This window comes from uncultured Shewanella sp. (genome assembly GCF_947501665.1).
Lineage (GTDB): Bacteria > Pseudomonadota > Gammaproteobacteria > Enterobacterales > Shewanellaceae > Shewanella.
In genome coordinates this window covers 1-21,183 of sequence record NZ_CANMWS010000008.1, presented here as the reverse complement: position 1 = coordinate 21,183, position 21,183 = coordinate 1, and the positions used below count along the sequence as shown (strand labels likewise).

16 protein-coding genes, 1 tRNA gene and 1 rRNA gene are annotated in these 21,183 nt (G+C 38.2%); 13 read left to right on the top strand and 5 right to left on the bottom strand.

All coding sequences use genetic code 11. The features are described 5' to 3' along the window. The first annotated feature begins 445 nt into the window (after positions 1-445). The 5 genes from Q0976_RS07350 (at position 446) to lysS (ending at position 7,472) form a co-directional block, all read left to right on the top strand. Positions 446-2,806 (top strand): winged helix-turn-helix domain-containing protein, encoded by a 2,361-nt coding sequence (locus Q0976_RS07350; protein WP_299492549.1) that lies wholly within the window; start codon positions 446-448, stop codon positions 2,804-2,806. Positions 2,807-3,642: 836 nt separating this feature from the next. Further along, positions 3,643-3,807 carry a hypothetical protein gene (locus Q0976_RS07345; RefSeq protein ID WP_299492547.1) on the top strand — a complete coding sequence of 55 codons (165 nt, stop codon included), beginning with the start codon at positions 3,643-3,645 and terminating at the stop codon, positions 3,805-3,807. Positions 3,808-4,115: 308 nt separating this feature from the next. After that, positions 4,116-4,565, top strand: a complete 450-nt coding sequence (locus Q0976_RS07340) for a MarR family transcriptional regulator (protein WP_299492545.1) — start codon at positions 4,116-4,118, stop codon at positions 4,563-4,565. Between the two features lie 185 nt (positions 4,566-4,750). Then, positions 4,751-5,849 (top strand): peptide chain release factor 2 gene (gene prfB, locus Q0976_RS07335; protein ID WP_299492543.1). Its coding sequence is split into 2 segments (ribosomal slippage): positions 4,751-4,825 and positions 4,827-5,849, totalling 1,098 coding nucleotides; the frame shifts between segments, so codons are not numbered across the junction. Between the two features lie 120 nt (positions 5,850-5,969). Further along, complete coding sequence (lysS, locus tag Q0976_RS07330; protein WP_299492541.1) at positions 5,970-7,472, top strand: lysine--tRNA ligase; 1,503 nt, start codon at positions 5,970-5,972, stop codon at positions 7,470-7,472. A 116-nt stretch (positions 7,473-7,588) separates the two neighbouring features. Here the strand turns inward: lysS and Q0976_RS07325 are convergent, their stop codons facing one another. Together Q0976_RS07325 and Q0976_RS07320 are read right to left on the bottom strand one after the other, a co-directional pair. After that, positions 7,589-8,629, bottom strand: coding sequence for a hypothetical protein (locus Q0976_RS07325; protein ID WP_299492539.1), 1,041 nt, complete (start codon positions 8,627-8,629; stop codon positions 7,589-7,591). A 162-nt stretch (positions 8,630-8,791) separates the two neighbouring features. Further along, a complete protein-coding gene (locus Q0976_RS07320; RefSeq protein ID WP_299492537.1) occupies positions 8,792-9,841 on the bottom strand; it encodes a hypothetical protein in 1,050 nt (349 codons plus the stop codon). A gap of 135 nt (positions 9,842-9,976) precedes the next feature. Here Q0976_RS07320 and Q0976_RS07315 point away from each other — a divergent pair, with 135 nt between their 5' ends. Further along, positions 9,977-10,426 carry a GNAT family N-acetyltransferase gene (locus tag Q0976_RS07315; protein WP_299492535.1) on the top strand — a complete coding sequence of 150 codons (450 nt, stop codon included), beginning with the start codon at positions 9,977-9,979 and terminating at the stop codon, positions 10,424-10,426. Between the two features lie 126 nt (positions 10,427-10,552). Next, positions 10,553-12,415 carry a methyl-accepting chemotaxis protein gene (locus Q0976_RS07310; protein ID WP_299492533.1) on the top strand — a complete coding sequence of 621 codons (1,863 nt, stop codon included), beginning with the start codon at positions 10,553-10,555 and terminating at the stop codon, positions 12,413-12,415. Between the two features lie 165 nt (positions 12,416-12,580). On the opposite strand, the gene Q0976_RS07305 is transcribed toward Q0976_RS07310, so the two are convergent. Then, positions 12,581-12,656 (bottom strand) — tRNA-Phe (locus tag Q0976_RS07305). Positions 12,657-12,819: 163 nt separating this feature from the next. After that, positions 12,820-13,581 (bottom strand): outer membrane protein assembly factor BamD, encoded by a 762-nt coding sequence (locus tag Q0976_RS07300; RefSeq protein WP_299492531.1) that lies wholly within the window; start codon positions 13,579-13,581, stop codon positions 12,820-12,822. Between the two features lie 122 nt (positions 13,582-13,703). Here Q0976_RS07300 and rluD point away from each other — a divergent pair, with 122 nt between their 5' ends. Further along, positions 13,704-14,675, top strand: a complete 972-nt coding sequence (gene rluD, locus Q0976_RS07295) for a 23S rRNA pseudouridine(1911/1915/1917) synthase RluD (RefSeq protein ID WP_299492529.1) — start codon at positions 13,704-13,706, stop codon at positions 14,673-14,675. A gap of 11 nt (positions 14,676-14,686) precedes the next feature. After that, positions 14,687-15,406, top strand: a complete 720-nt coding sequence (gene pgeF / locus Q0976_RS07290) for a peptidoglycan editing factor PgeF (protein ID WP_299492527.1) — start codon at positions 14,687-14,689, stop codon at positions 15,404-15,406. 305 nt (positions 15,407-15,711) lie between these two features. Here pgeF and Q0976_RS07285 read toward each other — a convergent pair whose 3' ends face one another. Beyond that, positions 15,712-16,236, bottom strand: a complete 525-nt coding sequence (locus Q0976_RS07285; protein ID WP_299492525.1) for a lactoylglutathione lyase family protein — start codon at positions 16,234-16,236, stop codon at positions 15,712-15,714. Positions 16,237-16,333: 97 nt separating this feature from the next. Between Q0976_RS07285 and Q0976_RS07280 the strand changes: the two genes are divergently transcribed. The 4 genes from Q0976_RS07280 to Q0976_RS07265 all read left to right on the top strand — a co-directional run. Beyond that, a complete protein-coding gene (locus tag Q0976_RS07280; protein WP_299492523.1) occupies positions 16,334-17,203 on the top strand; it encodes a LysR family transcriptional regulator in 870 nt (289 codons plus the stop codon). Between the two features lie 78 nt (positions 17,204-17,281). After that, positions 17,282-19,855, top strand: coding sequence for an ATP-dependent chaperone ClpB (gene clpB, locus Q0976_RS07275; protein WP_299492521.1), 2,574 nt, complete (start codon positions 17,282-17,284; stop codon positions 19,853-19,855). 155 nt (positions 19,856-20,010) lie between these two features. Next, the gene (locus tag Q0976_RS07270) at positions 20,011-20,337 is read left to right on the top strand and encodes a hypothetical protein (protein ID WP_299492519.1); all 327 of its coding nucleotides are present in this window, start codon (positions 20,011-20,013) and stop codon (positions 20,335-20,337) included. 679 nt (positions 20,338-21,016) lie between these two features. Further along, positions 21,017-21,183, top strand: a 16S ribosomal RNA gene (locus Q0976_RS07265); the annotation flags it as partial.

Genomic DNA, 21,183 nt, shown 5'->3' with positions numbered 1-21,183 from the left:
ATCGTTTATTGTTTTGATAAGGGGGGCTTAGGATAAAGGAAATAACAGCACTTTTCAGTCTTTTTAATGCATTAAAAAAATGAATAGATTAATATTATTTTATAAAGTAATAATTAAGTTGCATTGTATTTTGATTATGTCATCAAGTTGCAATTTCACTTTATTATAATCCAGGTTCAGGATTGATATTATCTTGAGTTAATATACGTTGAATAAAATAACGAGTTTCATTATTACTTGCTTTTATTGTATTTTTAGCTTGGCTCTCATTTAATAATGAATTACTTATTCTTTTTAGCTATATAAAAGTGTATAATTTTGATGCGTATCATTATAATGACAAATTTTAATTTTAGATAATTGAAAAAAATAGCATTTTGTGCTTTCATATGCGACTAAACCATAGAGGCACAGCTTGTTTTGGGTATAATTTTGAGGTACAGGGATGCAATTAGGCGATTATTTTTTAGATCGAGAAACCATGCTGCTGCATTGTGGTGATGAAGAAAAAGCAATAGAACCTAAAGTCTATGATGTACTCATGTACTTAGTTGATAATAGGCAAAGACATATTTCCATTACTGAACTTCATGAGAATGTTTGGAAAGGACGTTTTGTCTCTGATGCGGCAGTGCGAAAAATAATCAGCAAATTACGTTTATTATTTGATGATAATCATAACGAACCTAAATATATTAAATCACTCTCTAAACGTGGCTATCGATTAATTTGCCATGTGGATTTAAATAAAAAAGCCATTAAAAATATTCCGCCCGTTCCTGATATCCCTGCTTATGACAGTTCACTCGATAGTGGATTAGCTCAAAATCAATTGGATATTCATCATGTTTCCTCTTCTTTAGAGCATACCTCAAATAGTGCTTCTCTAAGTCGTCATTCGAATGGCTCTGAAATAGCGAGTAATATCAATAATGATAATATCAACAGTCCATTAGCGGCTGAAAATGTTCAATTGAAAATAAACAATAAAACACCTCATTTGTCTTTTTGGCTGAGATTGACTCAATGGCAATCGACTGCTTTAGTGTGCAGCTTGCTTTTGTTGATTTCAGGATTCAGTTATCTCATTTATTTTTATGAAATTAATATTACCCCCGATAGCAAGACAGTTTTGGAGGGGATGGCTTTAAACGTTGATGGTAGTTATGATAAGGATGTCAGTAATAACAGTGCTCAACATACTGATGAGAAATCATCTTTGGTGATGGATGAGCGTAATCTTTTAAAAACACTGACAGGGGATAAAATCGGCATTGCCGTCCATGATGATAAACAGTTAACCGCTTTTGCCATGAAATTAGATGAAGGTGTTGGCTATCAAATATTTTTAAAAGACATGGCCAGTAATAAAGTCACGCAACTGGTGCAAAATGTGACTTTCCCTTTATCTTTAACTTTTAATCAAACCGGTGATAAGTTCTATTATATTGATCATGTTGAAGGCAGATCCTCCTTAATTGAATTTGATTTATCATTGAATGAATATGATCATCGTACATTAATTAAAGGCTATTTTGGCTTATATGATTTAAGCTTTTCTCCCTCTATTGATAATAGAATATATTTTACTGGAGAACGTAATAAAGATGATGGTATATCGGGCTACAGTTATAATTTTAGTTCTAAGGATATTGTACCTGTGACCGATAATATATCAGCTAAATTTATGGATATTAGAATGCGATTTTCTAATGATGGCCAGCAATTGGCGGTACTAAGACTTGATTCAGTAAATCATCAATCTGAATTACGCATTATTGACTTGCCGCTAAATAAGGTCGTTTATCGGCGCTGGTTTGAACAGAGAGTCTATTATCTTGAGTGGCTTAATGAACATAGGCTAGCTGTGTTGAGTAATAAGGGACTGTTTCGTCTTGATATTGCTACGGATAAAGTCAAAGTGTTTAATGGTGATTATAACTTCCGTGGTATGGAGCTTGCTAAGAGCAATGAGCATTTATATTTATTACGTCGTCAGAGCAGTGATAACCGCTTTGTGTCGAAAACATTGCCCTTTAGTGAGTTTGTCACCGATAACATTATTGAGGATGATCTCGATTTAACCTTGATGGGGGGGCAGAATAATAATGACAAAGCTTTTTTTACAGGCATAACAGCAACCCATTATGTGCTCAGTCAATTCGATTATCAGACCAATGAGCATACAGAGTTAGTTAAAGCTAAGGTTAGGCTGCGATTTTTATATTCCAGTCGAGATGGAGATAAGATTTTATTCAAAGAAGATAAGCGGTTAGCCTTTTTAACTTTGAGTACAGGTGTTAAACAATTTTTATCAACTAAACAGAGTGTGATTAGTTATGCGCGCTTTTCAAAAGATGAGACTGCAATTATCTATGGCGAAAAGCAATATGAGACTTGGGCGGTGAACCGTTATGATATCGCGACAGCTGAAACGACTGAGCTTTTCAAAGGTTACCAAGATGCCATCGAATATCGTGAGGGCTACGTATTAGTGGATGATGATTTTGAGCTGATTTTAGCGCAAAAGGGTCAACAGCAAGCACTAGGCTATAAATTGAACAGTGAGTTATATAATTTAGTCTTTATTATGGATGATTATTTGTACTGGCAGGATACTGATTATATCAAAGTGACCTTTAATGAGCTTAATCTTGCCACCTTTACACATGATCAAAAGCAATTTGATTTTTTACCGATAACATTTAATATGGCTATTAATCAGGAAGATGGGCGACTCTGGTATAATGCAAGAAAGCGAAAGTCTGAACTGTACCAGTTTAATATCAATCGATTCTTGCTCTGAGATAGTAGGGGGAGTGTCGAAAGTGAAGGCATTGATTAAAATGCGTGTCACTTATGAGCATAATCTTAGAGAAGCTGTATTTTAATTTAGCTGCCTAGTGTCAGAAAACCTGAAGTCTAGGCTCTTCATTACTACATGTGTAACTAAATACGTACCTAATATAAGGTTATCAGATATTTTGTTTGATTTATAAGCCCCTAAATATGCAGGTTATCTGATAATACAGCGTTTCTGTTTTTAAAAGGATATATTCAGCCTTTGAAAACTTTTACTTAAGTAATTATTACGAGTTGGTATCACTTTTAGTATCAGGCTATAACTTGAGATAACTCTGTCTCCTTCATTTATCTTTTTAATCAATATTACCATTTACTTTTTGAATATTCCTAATATTTTATGTTGGCTATGAGCAATACTATTTTTGCTCAGTCTAAACTCATACTGCCCGTTTGTACTGCTTTTATCTCGTTTCTCGCTCAGTTGTTTGAGTCAGTATTGCTATACAATCACTTATCGGCTGAGGTTTCATGGGGATGCTACTGTTTTATGTGTTTTTATTGTGTCATTATTGTGATTTTAGCTCATAAGCGAATAATACATGAAATAGCCCGCTAAAAGTTATTGTTTTGTTAATTTAGTCGCGGGATAGTAGTGCTATTAAATGATGTGATGAAAGTGACACTTAATTTTAGTGCTATGATTCGAGTGAGTTTAGTTGAGGGTATAATATAAAACTTTTTTTAATGTTATATATTAAGTTTGCGATTTTATTTCGAACGCTGCTTACCCTGCACTCTGATTATAAATAATAGTAATAACAAAAAAGGATATTCGAAATGAGAATGATATTTTTATCGTTAATGAAAAAGATGACAGTATTAATGGCTGCTGGCTTATTTTGCTCTACGACTTTGGCGCTTCCTATGACTGAAAAAGTATCTATTGATGACATGCCTGAGTCGTGCCCTGGACTGCCTACACTTTGCCAAGTAGAAGAGTAGATTTAAATAGTCAATATTTATTTTTAGTCGATTAAATTAAATAGGTTTTTTGTAAGTTGATATGTTGTGCTAGCGTTGTTTTTAGCTGCCCGTTTTGGGCAGCGCTCCTCTCTTAAGCCTCTATTCATTCAACACTGTGATCCATGTAGATTTTCTCACTCAGTTTGTCCGTTTATAAAAAGAGATAAAAGAATGATTATTTTCTTAGCGTGAAGGAGAATATATCTTGTTTGAGTGTTTTTCCCTTGAACTAAACTAGATTGTGCGCAATCATATTAGTGAGTTTTTATTATGTTGAAGGAGGGCATATGTCTGACATGAGAAAAAATGAGTCACTTAGCTTAGATAATCAAATCTGTTTCTCTCTTTATAGTGCTGCAAATGCGATGGTGAGGACATATCGTCCTTTGCTAGAGGTGCTGGAGCTCACTTATTCTCAATATTTGGCCATGTTGGTACTGTGGGAACATGACGGCATTAGCGTAAAAATTTTGGGTGAAAAATTGCATTTAGATTCGGGAACCTTAACCCCTTTACTCAAACGCTTAGAAGGCAAAGGATTGGTTATTCGTGCACGAAGCAAAGAAGACGAGCGGATGCGAGTTTTGAATTTAACTGAGCAAGGTTGCTTGTTAAAAGGTAAGGCGCAATCTATACCTGAAATGATGAAATGTAAAATCCAGGGCATGGATATGGATTTGGCGACATTTAAGCAAACCTGTGACCAACTTTATCAGGTTTTGAATGGTGAGAAATAGAAGAACATCAATTTTTCATTGTGGCTCTATTTCTCATGAGACATTATTACGTGTCCATTGACACGTCAAAATATTCTTCAAAACTATTCTTGATTTCTTCCTTTCCCCGCTAGGTTTAATGATCTGCTTAGGTTAAAATAGGCGGTTTTCTATCCGTGCAACCCAAAATAAAAGTAGATTAGCCCATGTTTGAAGTAAATCCGATAAAATTTAAAGTCAAAGAGCTCGCGGATCGTACCTTACTCCTTCGGGGGTATCTTTGACTACGATGCAAAAAAAGAGCGTTTAGAAGAAGTCAGCCGTGAGCTTGAAAGTGCAGAAGTATGGAATGATCCGAATAATGCACAAGCATTAGGTAAAGAGCGTTCAGCATTAGAAGCGGTAGTCAAAACCATCGATGATATGGATGCAGGTCTTGTTGATGTTGAAGATTTAGTTGAGCTGGCGGTAGAAGAGGAAGATGAAGAAACTTTCAATGATGCTGGTACAGAACTTAATGAACTAGAAAAACGTCTCGAAGAACTCGAGTTTCGCCGCATGTTTTCAGGCCCCCATGATTTAGCTGACTGCTACTTAGATATTCAATCGGGATCCGGTGGAACGGAGGCGCAAGATTGGGCCAATATGGTGTTGCGAATGTTCTTACGTTGGGGGGAAGCGCACGGCTTTAAACCTGAATTAATCGAAGTGACAGATGGTGATGTGGCAGGCATTAAAGGCGCTACCATTAAGTTTACAGGTGAATATGCCTTTGGCTGGCTGAGAACGGAAACCGGCGTGCATCGTTTAGTGCGTAAATCGCCATTTGATTCAACGGGCAGGCGCCATACCTCTTTTTGTTCTGTTTTTGTGTATCCTGAGATTGACGACTCTATTGAAATTGATATCAATCCAGCTGATTTAAGAATAGACACGTATCGTGCATCTGGCGCCGGTGGTCAGCACGTGAACAAAACAGAATCGGCTATTCGTATTACCCATGTTCCCACCAATACTGTGGTGCAATGTCAAAACGATCGTTCACAGCATAAAAACCGTGATTCGGCCATGAAGCAATTAAAAGCCAAGTTATTTGAATTGGAAATGCTGAAACAAAATGCCGATAAACAGGCAGCTGAAGATGCAAAATCGGATATTGGCTGGGGCAGTCAAATTCGTTCATACGTGTTAGATGATGCGCGTATTAAAGATTTAAGAACCGGTGTCGAGAACCGTAACACCCAAAGTGTACTCGATGGTGATTTAGATAAGTTTATTGAAGCGAGTCTAAAATCAGGCCTTTAAGCGTTAACCATAGGTGTTAATAATAGAGGCTTTATCGCTGCACTTCCTTGAGTTGTAGTAAGAAAAGTAAATCCTGATCCATTGATATGGTGTGATCTGTAACATTGACGAGATAAGAAGATGACTGAACAAGTACAAGATGAGAATAAGTTAATTGCTGAGCGTCGTGCCAAACTTGAGCACATTCGCACTCAATGTCCTGCCAATGGTCACCCAAATAATTTTGAGCGAAAACACAAAGCTGCGGATTTACAGGCTGAGTTTGGAAGCAACACCAAGGAAGAGCTAGAAGCATTAGGTCATCAAGTTAGCATTGCAGGCCGTGTTATGGCTAAACGTGGACCATTTCTTGTTTTGCAAGATGTGAGTGGCCGTATTCAAGCTTATGCAGCCAAAGACGTGCAAAAGGAGCTTAAGGCGAAGTTTCAAGGGTTAGATATCGGTGACATTATTGGTGTCACAGGTCAGCTGCATTTATCGGGTAAAGGTGATCTGTATGTCAATATGGAAGATTATCAGTTATTGACCAAAGCATTACGTCCATTACCTGAAAAATTTCATGGATTAACGGATCAAGAAACCCGCTATCGCCAGCGTTATGTTGATTTGATTGTCAATGAAGAATCCCGTGAGGCGTTTATCATGCGCTCGAAAGTCGTATCGGCTATTCGTAATTTCATGGTTAAGAAAGAGTTTATGGAAGTGGAAACACCGATGATGCATACCATTCCAGGTGGCGCATCGGCTCGTCCATTTGAAACGCATCATAATGCGCTCGATATTCAAATGTATTTACGTATTGCACCTGAGCTTTACCTTAAACGCCTTGTTGTGGGTGGTTTTGAGCGTGTGTTTGAAATTAACCGAAATTTCCGTAATGAAGGTTTATCGCCACGTCATAATCCAGAATTCACTATGATGGAATTCTATATGGCCTATGCAGATTACAAAGATTTAATGGATTTAACCGAGGAAATGTTAAGTTCTATTGCGACCGATCTTTGTGGCTCACCCAAACTACCTTATGGCGAACATACGATTGATTTTGGTGGCCCTTATACGCGTTTAAGCATGTTAGATGCGATTAAGAAATATAATCCAGATAACGCCACTATTCAGTCCATGACTTATGAAGAAGTCAAAGATGTTGAGTTTATGCGCAATTTAGCAAAAGATTTAGGCATGACCATAGAGAAGTTCTGGACCTGTGGGCAACTGCTTGAAGAAATTTTTGGTGAAACCGCAGAGCCTCAATTGATGCAGCCTACTTTCATCACTGGATACCCTGCTGATATTTCACCATTAGCACGTCGTAATGATGATAATCACTTCATTACCGATAGATTTGAGTTCTTTATTGGCGGCCGTGAAGTGGCAAATGGTTTCTCTGAGCTTAATGATGCAGAAGATCAAGATAACCGCTTTAAAGCACAAGTGGATGCTAAAGATGCAGGCGATGATGAAGCGATGTTTTATGATGCCGATTACATTACAGCTCTTGAGCATGGTTTACCACCAACCGCTGGGCAAGGGATTGGTATTGACCGTCTAGTGATGTTGTTTACAAATACGCACACGATTCGTGATGTGATTTTATTCCCAGCGATGCGCCCACAAGGCTAATGCTAAATGGGATATTGTTGGAGTATCGTTAAGCTCTGATTGCTTAACGATGCTTCTTGTAAATAATAAAAAAACCAGCATAACGCTGGTTTTTTATTATCAATTTAAAGGTGGAATTAACTGGGCATAAATTGACTATCCGCTGAAGGTAAATTCTTAGCAGGTCCGCGAGCATATTTAATGATTTTTTTATGGGCATCACTATGGGATAAGGTTTCCATAAAGACTTTATATCTTCCATTTTGACTTTTACCTAATACCTTACATAACCATGCAAGTGAGTCAGCGAGATAACGATCGTCTGTATTTTTATTATCCCAAATATATTGAGCCACATGATCGAGTACATCAGGTTGAGTTAAAGGGAGTTGAATCGCTTCTCTTGCAGCGGATTTGATTTGAGGAGCATCATTACTGATTAAACGTGATAGTAAATCCTGAAATTGAGGCGTTATATTGGCTATATTCTGGGTAGATTGAAATGATTTCTTGTCCAAAGTCCATTTGTTTTTATCATACCTGAGTTCCATTGAACCCAAATCTGTATACATAATACGTAAGTTTTGGAATGTTTGGGTACCGATAAATATACGGCGTTTATAATGTAAATATTGACCAACGCCATCGGGTTGGCCCAGTATATTTACAATTTGAGCCAATGTACTGCCAAGATCTATTTGTTTAAACTTTTCTGAATTGGCTAGCTTATTTGGAAAAACTATCAGCTCTTGTACTTGATATTCATTAATTTTAAAAGATGTTCCAGTATAGCTGTCAATATTTCTGAGGGCTTTTTTCAAATATCGTTTAATTTTGTTTGGCTGCTTTTTATTGAGTAGCTGTGCGAGAAAGTCTTTGTATTCAGGATGATTATATTCAGTGAATGCTTTGATGAGCCAAGCATTTGTATCATCAAATTCATCATGTTCTTGATCTGCACTGGTATTTATTGTCCATAGAGTGTAAGCCATTAAATCCCAAAGTTCGGGATTATCAGGCAGTTCATGGTGCATGGCTTTTGCACCAAGTTTAACATCTGCTAGGTTCTGGCTTTGTAATAGCTTTGCATAAATGAGCTGTTTATCTTTAAAAGAAGCATTACTTGTAAAAGACAGTAATGACAATAAGGCAAATAAGAAAATAGCGGCTATTTTCATGAGTGGGTCTCCGTACACACAAAATACTCATTTGTGCATCTTTTTATTGTTATTTATTTTACATTTTTGAGTCGGTATGATGTCTTAATTCTATTTAATAATCAACTTAGTCAGAGTCTTATTAATAAGATAGTCGCTGTTTACAGAGTTATATTTTTCTTGCTAAGAACGAGTCGGAATGTTAGGAGTAAAGCCATTGGCCTGATATATAAGTTTTTCTGCTGAGCCTTCGGCATAATGTGCAATTTTCTCGTGGGCATTGCTGGCTGCTAACGTTTCTAAGAATGTTTTATAGCGCCCATTATTACTGTGTCCCAATACTTTACATAACCAAGCCATTGAGTCAGCCATATATTTATCTTGTGTTTGTCTATTGTCCCACAGATATTGAGCAAGTAAATCCAATGATTGTTGATCCGATAAAGGCAGTGCCATTGCTTCTCTTGCTGCTGCTTTTATCTGAGGGGCATCATTGCTGATCAGTCTAGAAACTAGGTCTTGATATTGTGGTTTAAGTGCAGTAATGCTTTGGCTGGCTTGCAATGATTTTTTGTCTACTACCCATTTATTTTCATAAAATCTCAGTTCCATAGAGCCTATATCACTATAGGTGAGGCGAAGGTTTTGAATTGTCTGGTTGCCAATAAAAAAACGAAACTTGTTATTAAGGTATTGACCAACACCATTAGGCTCTCCAAGTGCCTTTAAGACATCATCTAAGGTGCTTCCCAATTGTAATTGTTGAAAAAGTGCTTTTGTCGCGTGTTGCTGAGGCTGAATAGTACTGATATCGATGACTTGATAAGTGTTAATATTAAAAGAGTCTTGAGAACCTTTAGGTAGTGTTTTGAGTCCTTTTTTTAGGTAACGTTTAATTTTGCTGGATTGCTTTTGGCTATTGAGTTCAACTAATAATGCGCGATATCTAGGATTGTCATATTCTGTGATAGCTTTGATGAGCCAAGCGTTGGTGTCATCAAATTCATCATGATCTGAATTGGCATGATGAATCGTGTGCCAAAGTGTGTAAGCGGTTAAATCCCAAAGGGCTTGATTATAAGGGAGCTGATGGTGCATGGCTTTTGCACCTAACTTTATATTGGACAAATGTGGATCGGTAAGCAATTGAGCATAGATTAGTGTCTCGCCTTTAAAGTGTGCATGGCTATATATTGAGAAAAAGGTAAGTATAATAAAAGTCAATATCTTCATTTTGTCATGTCCTTATGATGCTCATTCTTTTTAATTAGAATGAATTACCTTGTTTTAAATGAAATGCTGTAAAATTATAGCCGATATAAATAAAAGTGTTAGTGTAAAAGAGCTAATTCCAAAAGGTGATAAAACATGCACTATAACGGGGGAGTAAAGGTGATTGACTATAAATCGCAATGGTTGACAGATATAGAATTACCATTAGCGAATAAGTTTTACCGTTATTTTGCTTTTCGTGGAAAGGCTAAGCGGCATGAAGATTGTGCCATTGTACGATATCAACAAAATGAGCTTGTTGCATGTGCATATCTTAGGCGTTATGAGCATTTCAAGTTACTTGCAGGGGTTGCTGTGGCTCCGATGCATCAAGGTGTTGGCGTTGCACGTTGTTTATTGCATTTTCAGTCGAGTAGATTCGACGATAAGACTTATACTTTTCCTTATGTTCATTTACAGCCCTTTTATGAATCTCTGGGTTTTGTTTTAGTGGATATGCAAAAAGTCGACGCTGGCGTGATGGGGCTTTTTAAACGTTATCGAGATCAAGGGCGTAACATTATCCTGATGCTATATCATGGTTGATAGTCTCAATGATGAATTTCATTTTTTTCGCTTTCATCCGCTGTATCCTAATTAACTCAATTTGTTAGTGAGCTGTAGGTTCACTATGTTATTGGGATTTTATAATTAATATAGGGATGATATTGAATGTTAATTCGTCATAAGCTTATGCTAAGTGCTGTTATATCGATTGCAGCATTAGTTGCCATGTTTAGCTTACAGCTTTATTTTAGCCATATTCAAAAAGAACTATCACAAGTTGCTCAGCAAATTATATCGCTTAAAAAAGAGACCTTAGTTTTAAGGCAAAATGAAAAAGATTTTTTGTCGAGATTATCATTAGAATACGTTAATGAGCATGCTAAAAACAGTGAAAAGGTGAAGGCTCATATCGATGCAATTAAGACCATATTAAATAATCATCATATTACTACAGCCCCCTTGTCTGCATTCAATCATGACTTGGTGGAATATATTAAAAATTTTCATCAAGTTAGTTTATTAAATGAAAGTATAGGATTCACTCCAACATCAGGTTTGTACGGCACCTTGCGCAGTGCTGTTCATGAAGTTGAGGAAGTTGTTAAAGCGTTAGAGCAGACAGAGCTGATGCTGCAAATGTTACAGCTTAGGCGTAATGAAAAAGATTTTATGCTGAGAAAGGATTTGGTTTATTTGGAAAAGTTTAATAAGAATATGCAGGCGTTTAACGCGCTACTGATGACATTGAATATTTCGAATACTGACAAACAGCAAGTGAAGCAAAAGATGAATGAATACCAGCATGACTTTACTTTGTTGGTTGATAAATCGGTTTCGTTAGGGTTATCAGAAAACGTAGGTAAGATGGGGGAAATGAATCAATCAATACAAGCCACAGAAATTAAACTCAGTGAGATGGAGGAATTGACTCTAAGGCTCATTAATAAACAAGAAAATGAAGCATTTATCACGGGATTATTGGTTGCAATATTGATTACCATTGTTTTACTTGCGACCACTTTTTTTATTATTCGAAGTATTATAGCGCCAGTCAATCATCTGACAAAAGTGATCACGGCAATAGAAGTTAATAAGGATTTAACACAACGCTGTGATCTTGCTACTCATGATGAACTTGGGCAAGTTGCATTACATTTTAATCGAATGATTGACAGTTTTCAGCAAGTCATAGAGCAAGTTGTGGATTCAGGAGAAGTCATGACCAGTGCTTGTCAGAATTTATCTCAAAACGTACTCATTGCATCACAAGGTGTTGAAAAGCAGCTTGATGAAACAGATATGTTAGCCACAGCAATTACTGAAATGGGGGCAACAATTGAAGAGATAGCAAAAAATACAGAACTGGCTGCGAATAAGGCTAACAACACTCATGATAATGCCCAACAAGGCGAGCAAGGGATGGTGATAACCGTTGAAAAAATACAGTCTTTAGCTAGCCAGCTCAATGATTCTCAAGAGGTGGTGAAAGCCCTTGAGAAAGATAGTGAGACAATAGGCAGTGTATTAGATGTGATAAGAGAAATTGCTGACCAAACGAATTTATTAGCATTAAATGCAGCCATTGAAGCAGCAAGAGCAGGAGATCAAGGTCGGGGTTTTGCGGTGGTGGCCGATGAAGTGAGAAGCTTAGCGATGCGAACGCAGGAGTCAACAGAAGAAATATCATCTATTATCGATACATTACAAAAGCGAACTCAATCTATTGTTAATTTAATGGAAGAAAGCCAGCAACAAGGCAATGAAAGTGCAAAACAAGCACAAAGTGCTGGAGATTTACTGGCGCAAATGAATAATGATGTGAGTAATATTATGGATATGAGTACGCAAATTGCCACTGCTATAGAGGAGCAGAGTATGGTGGCATCTGAGGTGAATAAAAACGTGGTGATTATTAGGGATATTGCCGAGGAGTCATCAAAAGTGGCCACACAAAATGCTCAAGCATCTAATGAAGTGAATACAAGAGCGACTTACTTACAAGATGCAGTGAAGCAGTTTAAAGTGTAATCTTGATGTGTGTTCAATCCTGAGGTGATTAACTTTAGGTTAATCACTATTTGATTAAGTCATGATTGACAATATTCAATTGGCACTGTTCATAAAATTTAGGCATAAAAAAACCTCAATTAAGAGGTTATGATTTAATTCGTTAGATTGATACTGAATTAAAAGTGGTGCCCGAACCCGGAATCGAACCAGGGACACGAGGATTTTCAATCCTCTGCTCTACCGACTGAGCTATTCGGGCAACGGGCGCAATTTAAAAGCTTTTTGACTCTTGAGTCAACTATTATTTTTAAAAATGATTAAAAAGAGTTTCGATTGATTGTCTTTTGGTCAAAATGAAGCACTCAAGCCAACATTGAGCCCGTTACGTGGAACGGGCTCAATAAGCGTATTGGTCAATTAAATTATTCTGCGACTAACTCATTATTAGGAAAGTTTTTCTGCAGAACTAATAATGCATTACCTTTTAAAGTATTTTGCCCTAACTCTCCATAGGCTTGTGCCATAATTTCCAATGCACGTTCCGTTGAAGGTGTGTCTGGATAGGTCTCAAGCACCAATTGAGCTCGGTTGGCAGCAGCACTCCAGGCATTCATCTTTAAATAATATTGTGCCACATGGATAGAATAGCGCGCTAAACGATTTTTTATTGCTATCATTCGTTGTTGAGCATCCGCAGCATACTTGCTATTCGGGTATAACTTAAGTAGTCTGCCGAAATCTTTAAATGCATCTTGCGCAGGTTTTGGATCGCGATCGCTTCTATCGATGTTAAGCATGTCATGAAATAGATAATCGTCAATTTGCATATTGACTAATCCACGCATGTAGTAAACATAATCGATATCTTTGTGAGTGGGATTCAGGCGAATAAAGCGATCAATATTCGCTAGGCCTGAAGCAGGGTCATTAAGCTTATAATAAGCATAGATAAGATCCAGTTGAACTTGAGTTTTATGTGGACCAAAGGGAAAACGTGAATCTAAGGCTTCTAATGAACGTACGGCTTTGCTGAAATTACCCAGCTCCATAGAGGTTCTTGCTTGAGAATATAGCTCTTCAGGAGAGGTTTTATTCAGCGTAAGATCTTCCTTAGGGCTACTGCTACAAGCCACAATGGCCAGTGACATTAGGACTATGGCAGTACTTTTGGCAAATTTATACATACTTGAATTCGATTCTTTTAAAGTTATTGTTAAGAATTTTTCTATTTCACGATAAAATAGAAACGACTTGATTGTAACAGATAGTAAACAATTTTGGACCCCAAAAAGTGGGTACGGTTCCTATGACACAAGAGATTAATCTAAAAAGCGAGATAACATCAACACAAACAGGACAAAGACTAGACCAGACTTTGGCTAGTTTGTTCCCCGATTACTCGCGTACGCGCATCAAAGAATGGATATTATCAGGTGCTGTTTTTGTGGATGGAGTGGTAACAGACAAGCCTAGAATCAAGGTGTTAGAAGGGCAAGAGATTGTTATTCAAGCCACATTAGAAGAAGAAACAAAGGCCGAGGCGCAAGCCATTGAGCTTGATATTGTTTATGAAGATGATCATATTTTAGTGATTAATAAACAGGCAGGTTTAGTGGTGCACCCAGGTGCAGGTAACAGCGATGGCACATTATTGAATGCGTTATTGCACCATTGTCCTAATATTGAGTTAGTCCCAAGAGCGGGAATAGTGCATCGTTTGGACAAAGATACGACCGGATTAATGGTAGTCGCAAAAACCGTTGAAGCACAAACGCATTTAGTGGCTGCTTTGCAAGCAAGAGATATTACCCGTGAGTATGAAGCCATAGTACAAGGGACTATTATTTCGGGCGGTACGGTGGATGAGCCGATTGACAGGCATCCAACTAAACGGACACATATGGCTGTGGTGTATGATGGAAAACCCGCGATGACCCATTATCGCGTCGCGGAGAAGTTTCGTGCGCATACTCGTCTAAGGTTAAGACTTGAGTCGGGTCGTACTCACCAGATTCGTGTGCATATGGCCCATATTGGCCATGTTTTGGTTGGCGATCCTGTTTATGGGGGCAGACCTCGTCCGCCAAAGGGGGTGACCCCTGAGTTTTTTGAGACTTACATGGGCTTTAAACGTCAAGCTCTGCATGCGGTTCGATTAGAACTTGCCCATCCTTTTACTTGTGAAATCATGAGTTGGCAAGCTCCTATTCCTGAAGATATGAAAGTATTGACTCAAGCGCTGCGTCTCGATACTCAAGAAAATCCGTCTATTATTTGAGTGAAAGGTGAATGAAAAAAGACTCGACTTGGTTTATTCCATCTAATGTTAATATTGCATTTTCAACAAGATCAGGCGGGGTGAGTTTACCGCCTTTTGATAGTTTGAATTTGGGAGATCATGTCGGGGATAGCCCTGAGTCAGTTGCGGAGAATCGGCGGTTAATCGCATTACAATGTGATTTACCCGTTGAGCCTGCTTGGCTTGAACAAGTGCACGGTGTTGATGTTGTCAATGCAGATAACACCCAAGTACTTCGAGCTGATGGCAGTGTGACTCAAGATTTAAAACAAGTTTGTGTTGTGATGACAGCCGATTGTTTACCTATATTGTTATGTGACAAAAAGGGCACACAAGTCTCAGCTGTCCATGCGGGGTGGCGAGGATTATGTGACGGTATTATCGATTCAGCATTAGCGCATTTTAAGGCTTCACAAGAGGTGATTGCCTATTTAGGCCCTTGTATTGGACCCAATGTGTTTGAAGTCGGTGAAGAGGTCAAAGTGAAATTTGTTGAGCAAGATGCAGCTTGTGAAGCTTATTTTAGTCCGATTAAGCATAAATACTTAGCCGATCTTCAAGGTTTGGCTTTTTATTTACTTCAGCGGGCTGGGGTGTCTTTAATTTATCAAGATAAACGTTGCACTTACAATAATAAAGATCGCTTTTTTTCTTATCGGCGTGATGGTATCACTGGGCGTATGGCTTCATTTATTTGGTTAAATGAGTAAAACCAGCTAACACTTAGTTGGTTTTTTGAGTTCTATTTTGTGTTGATTTAGCTACATCCAAGCGAAATGTAGGCACCTTTTGAAATGATGGAATACAGAAATAGTGCATTTGAAATATCCCTAATAGACTGGCTCTTATTAGTAAAGAAGAAAGCTTTTAATACTATGTTATTCAACAATGTCTGAGAGTAAATAGCTCTATGTTCAGCTGACTATCAAGGATGATGGAAGTGTCATTTATGCAGGAGAAATTAATGACCTTGTCTAAAAGGCGTGTTATTTCAGCAAGATCCTGTATCTTCATGTCACTTGGGTATACTCGACTTTGATTGATAAGCGCCTGCTGAATAGATCAGTTCATAACTGTGACTGTAAATTTCTAAAATATTACCGAATGGATCTTCCATATAGATCATGCGATAAGGCTTTTCGCCCGGGTAATAATAACGAGGCGTTTTCATACGCTTTTTACCACCCGCAGCGACAATCTTTTCAGCTAAGCCTTCCACATCGGGATCTTGTACACAAAAGTGAAAAATACCCGTTTTCCAATATTCAAAATTATTTTCAGGATTTTCTTGGTTTTTGAATTCAAAGAGTTCGACGCCAATACGGTCACCTGTTGATAGATGCGCAATACGGAAGCTCCCCCAGTCTTTACCGAAAACATCGGTACACATTTCGCCAATGGCGGAGTCATCTTCGATAATGTCAGTGGGCTCCATAATGAGATACCAGCCAAGTATTTCAGTATAAAATCTGACGGCTTTATTCAAGTCTGGTACAGATATACCAATATGAGAAAAGTTACGTGGATAAACATTATTCATGATGATGTCTCTAGTTGATGAAAAGTAGAGCTGATCTTACGAGGTACTAACGATTATGTATAATTATCATTATTAATAACTTTGAGTATGAATTGTAATGATAAATTTAATTTGGTTGAATACTTTTTGTACTTTGGTTGAAGTGCAGCATTTTACACGTACAGCCAATAGATTGTTTATGACCCAATCGGGAGTCAGTCAGCATGTTCGAAAACTTGAAGAGCAATTACAGCAAAATTTGCTTATTCGACAAGGAAAACAATTTACCTTGACCTACGCGGGAGAAAGCCTGTATCAGAGTGGACGAAAAATTCTGAATGATGTATTTGATATTGAGCAAAAAATAAGTTCAGATCCTGATGATGCAGGTGAAATAAGAATAATGTCACCAGGCAGTGTAGGTCTCAAACTGTATCCTCGAGTTTTGGAGCTGCAGCAAACATCGCCTAAATTAGTCATGGATTATCGCTTTGCACCCAATGCGACTATTGAGGCGGCAATTATCAATTTTGAAGCTGATATTGGGTTGATGACATCGCTAACCGATGCCGTTGAAGTCAATGCGATAGCAATAGGTAATGAAGCTTTGGTGTTAGTCACACCATCTACGGTTTTAATACCTGATTGGGAAGTGTTATTCAAGTTGGGTTTTATTGATCATCCTGATGGTGAACATCATGTTAACCAACTTTTAGGGGCAAACTTTTCAGCCTTTCAGGGTTATGATAGCCTAATAAAGAAAGGTTTCTCTAACCAAATTCATTTAATTTTAAAGCCAGTCAGTATGGGATTAGGTTTTACGGTATTACCTTACTTCGCCGTCGATGATTTCATTAACACTCATTTGATTAAGGTTCATCAATTACCTAAACCAGTAAAAGAGGTGATTTATCTATGTCATCATAAGAATAGGCCATTATTAAACAGGATGAAAAAGCTAGTAGCGCATGTTAAAAGCTGGATGTAGTTTTTACCATCGCCCTTGAAATTGATTAATCCTCCCTCATATTTATATTAAAGATTATTATTGATACTTGGAGGGGATATGCGACCTGAACGTATGACGAACAAATTTCAAGCGGCCATTTCTGATGCCCAGTCATTGGCTTTAGGTCGTGATCACCAATTTATTGAGCCCGTGCATTTAATGATGTCCTTGCTTAATCAAGATGGCGGTTCAATTAGTGGATTATTGAATCAAGCAGGCATTCAAGTAAGCCACTTACGTTCTTTAATAGAGCAAGAGCTGGAAAGCTTACCGCAAGTATCTGGTGCCAATGCGGATGTTCAATTGTCTCAACAGCTAATTAGATTACTGAATAATTGTGATAAGTTAGCCCAAAAGCGAAAAGATAAATACATTTCCAGTGAATTGTTTGTGTTAGCTGCGTTGGAGATAAGCGATCCATTATCAAAAGCACTGCAAAAATCAGGCGCAGTTGCAGAAATTCTCAATAGTACGATAGACACAATGCGTGGTGGACAGAATGTTGATGATCCTAATGCCGAAGATCAGCGTCAAGCGCTCAAAAAATTCACCATTGATCTAACTGAACGCGCTGAACAGGGTAAATTAGATCCGGTCATTGGTCGTGATGAAGAAATTCGTCGAACTATTCAAGTATTGCAACGACGCACTAAAAATAATCCCGTGTTAATTGGTGAGCCTGGTGTCGGTAAAACGGCGATTGTTGAAGGGTTGGCTCAACGTATTATTAATAATGAGGTACCAGAGGGAATAAAAAACAAACGTGTCCTTTCTTTAGATATGGGTGCGCTAGTTGCAGGGGCAAAATACAGAGGCGAGTTTGAAGAACGCTTAAAAGCCGTATTGCATGAGTTATCTCAAGAAGAAGGGCAAATTATTCTCTTTATTGACGAGTTGCATACTATGGTGGGAGCAGGCAAAAGTGATGGCGCAATGGATGCTGGTAATATGTTAAAACCAGCATTGGCTCGTGGTGATCTCCATTGTGTTGGGGCTACGACATTGGATGAGTATCGTCAATATATTGAAAAAGATCCTGCGTTAGAGCGACGATTTCAAAAAGTCTTAGTTGATGAGCCTAACGTGGAAGATACCATCGCCATTTTACGTGGTTTAAAAGAGCGCTATGAGTTGCATCATCATGTAGAAATTACTGATCCTGCCATTGTCGCTGCAGCCAGCATGTCACATCGATATATCTCAGATCGTAAATTACCTGATAAAGCGATCGATTTAATTGATGAGGCAGCATCAAGTATTCGCATGCAAATTGATTCAAAACCAGAGCCTTTGGATAGATTAGAACGCCGCGCAATACAGTTAAAATTAGAAGAACAAGCACTCACGAAAGAAGAAGATGAAGCGAGTGTTAAGCGTTTAGATAACTTACGCCAAGAACTTGTTGAAGTAGAAAAAAAAGCGGCGGAACTCAATGAAGTTTGGCATACCGAAAAAGCGGCTTTGGCAGGCACACAGCATATTAAGTCAGATTTAGAACAAGCACGCCTTAATTTAGAGGTGGCTCAGCGTGCGGGTGATTTAGCCCGTATGTCAGAATTACAATATGGCCGCATTCCTGAATTAGAAAAACAGTTAGATTTAGCTTCTCAAGCTGAAATGCAAGAAATGACATTACTTCGAAATCGTGTCACTGAGGTTGAAATTGCCGATGTGCTTTCAAAGGCGACAGGGATCCCTGTGGCGAAAATGCTTGAAGGTGAAAAAGAGAAGCTACTACAAATGGAATCGGCGTTACACGATCAGGTGATTGGGCAAGATGAAGCGGTTGATGCGGTTTCCAATGCCATTAGACGTAGCCGTGCAGGATTATCAGATCCTCATCGCCCCATAGGATCTTTTTTATTTTTAGGTCCAACGGGTGTGGGAAAAACAGAATTATCAAAAGCATTAGCTCAATACTTGTTTGATACTGAATCGGCATTGGTGCGAATTGATATGTCAGAGTTTATGGAAAAACATTCAGTGTCACGTTTAGTAGGTGCGCCTCCTGGTTATATTGGTTATGAAGAAGGCGGTTATTTAACCGAGGCGGTAAGGCGTAAACCTTATTCTGTTATTTTGCTTGATGAAGTAGAAAAAGCACATCCCGATGTGTTTAATATTCTATTGCAAGTATTAGATGATGGTCGCTTGACTGATGGGCAAGGTCGAACAGTCGATTTTCGAAATACCGTTGTCATCATGACATCCAATTTAGGCTCAGATGTTATTCAAGAAGGATTCCATCAACTCAAATATGATGAGATGAAAGAAAAGGTCATGGAAGTGGTGACGCAAAACTTTCGTCCAGAGTTTTTAAATCGAGTCGATGAGTCTGTGGTGTTCCATCCACTGGGTACGGAACATATATTACATATTGCGCGTTTACAAGTTCAAGCGTTGGAGCGCCGCTTGGCTGAAAAAGAATATCAGTTATCCATAACTGATGATGCATTACTCTTTATTGCTAAAGCGGGTTATGATCCTATTTATGGTGCTAGGCCTTTGAAACGAGCGTTGCAACAAGAAGTTGAAAACCCATTGGCACAAAAAATATTAAGTGGTCAATTGGTGCCATCTAGCCCTATTAACATCAATGTCAGTGAGGGTGGATTAACTTTTAGTCAATAATCAACATCGATTTGCTAGCAATATAATGTGATGACTATCCCGTTGATTTTTTCAATTAACGGGATTTTTTTGTGTAAAAGTTGTATCTCAGCAAAACTCATGCTTAAGTTGATTACAGGCTTTATTTTTTTCTTGTATAAAAAGAGAGGGTGAAGATGAGAACTCACTGGTTTGGAATATTCTTAGGCTCATTTATTATCATTGCTTGTTCATCAACGCCTGAGTACGGTAGCGTTAAGGTATCAGCGCCTTACATTGGTGCCGGTAATCTTGATTATGAAAGCTTGTATCACTATGGTTATTATCGGGGTTGCCAACATGCTGTGGCAACAAAGGAAGGTAATGTCGAATTGATGAAATCTTTTTCTAAAGATACGGCACTTGATGGGCTAAGCAAATTTGATAATGGTTGGAATGCAGGAAAGAATATCTGCCAAGATGGTATTTCACATTCATTGTTTAGTTTATCGCCTGCAAAATAGGTATGTTAGGGCTTTTATTATAAAATAGTGGGATCTCTTTTCACTATTTATAGATTATTGCTCTTAGCTGATGTGCTCTATTTACAGCTAAATTGAGTTTGAAAGTCCTTTTAATCCTTTCAACTGATGTAAAAGTGAGTGTTTTGACTGTTTGTTGCTCGCTTAATGCTGTTCTTTAAATTAAATGCAAAAAAGCCCTTGCGCTAATCTCAAATCTCCCTATAATGCGCACCCACTGACACGGCAAAGCAGCTTACTAAGCAATTGGTAAACAGCAGCGGTGACAAGCCTAGATGTTATAGGGCGCAAGCAGTTAATAAGAGTAAAAGTGGCTCGATGAGATTAGAAATTACTCATTGAAAAACGTCTTAAAAAAACACTTGACGCACACAAGGAAACGCGTAGAATACGCCTCCTCAAGCCAACGACCTAACGTCTACGGCGATACCTGAAAAATCGGTATCACGTTCTTAAAGCACTTAGCTAGAACGTTGTTCTTTAAAAAGTTGACAAGCAAATCTGTGTGGGCACTCACAGAGATTAAGTTATTCGAAATTGCTTTTTTATCCTCGGATTGAAAGCAATCAAAAATTACTTAATGACCTCTTTCTTTTAAGAGGGAGTGTTCATGCGAATGAACAGAATTCATTGAGCAGGTCTTCGGACCAAAACAAAACTTTAATTGAAGAGTTTGATCATGGCTCAGATTGAACGCTGGCGGCAGGCCTAACACATGCAAGTCGAGCGGTAACAGGAAAGTGCTTGCACTTTTGCTGACGAGCGGCGGACGGGTGAGTAATGCCTAGGTATCTGCCCAGTCGAGGGGGATAACAGTTGGAAACGACT

Bases quoted from the DNA above. Each gene is read 5' to 3' on its own strand.
- Q0976_RS07340 (WP_299492545.1), top strand. From the start codon at position 4,116: ATGTCTGACATGAGAAAAAATGAGTCACTTAGCTTAGATAATCAAATC.
- Q0976_RS07315 (WP_299492535.1), top strand. From the start codon at position 9,977: ATGCACTATAACGGGGGAGTAAAGGTGATTGACTATAAATCGCAATGG.
- Q0976_RS07300 (WP_299492531.1), bottom strand. From the start codon at position 13,581: ATGTATAAATTTGCCAAAAGTACTGCCATAGTCCTAATGTCACTGGCC.
- pgeF (WP_299492527.1), top strand. From the start codon at position 14,687: ATGAAAAAAGACTCGACTTGGTTTATTCCATCTAATGTTAATATTGCA.
- lysS (WP_299492541.1), top strand. From the start codon at position 5,970: ATGACTGAACAAGTACAAGATGAGAATAAGTTAATTGCTGAGCGTCGT.
- Q0976_RS07270 (WP_299492519.1), top strand. From the start codon at position 20,011: ATGAGAACTCACTGGTTTGGAATATTCTTAGGCTCATTTATTATCATT.
- Q0976_RS07285 (WP_299492525.1), bottom strand. From the start codon at position 16,236: ATGAATAATGTTTATCCACGTAACTTTTCTCATATTGGTATATCTGTA.
- Q0976_RS07325 (WP_299492539.1), bottom strand. From the start codon at position 8,629: ATGAAAATAGCCGCTATTTTCTTATTTGCCTTATTGTCATTACTGTCT.
- Q0976_RS07280 (WP_299492523.1), top strand. From the start codon at position 16,334: ATGATAAATTTAATTTGGTTGAATACTTTTTGTACTTTGGTTGAAGTG.
- clpB (WP_299492521.1), top strand. From the start codon at position 17,282: ATGCGACCTGAACGTATGACGAACAAATTTCAAGCGGCCATTTCTGAT.
- Q0976_RS07320 (WP_299492537.1), bottom strand. From the start codon at position 9,841: ATGAAGATATTGACTTTTATTATACTTACCTTTTTCTCAATATATAGC.
- Q0976_RS07345 (WP_299492547.1), top strand. From the start codon at position 3,643: ATGAGAATGATATTTTTATCGTTAATGAAAAAGATGACAGTATTAATG.
- Q0976_RS07310 (WP_299492533.1), top strand. From the start codon at position 10,553: ATGTTAATTCGTCATAAGCTTATGCTAAGTGCTGTTATATCGATTGCA.
- Q0976_RS07350 (WP_299492549.1), top strand. From the start codon at position 446: ATGCAATTAGGCGATTATTTTTTAGATCGAGAAACCATGCTGCTGCAT.
- rluD (WP_299492529.1), top strand. From the start codon at position 13,704: ATGACACAAGAGATTAATCTAAAAAGCGAGATAACATCAACACAAACA.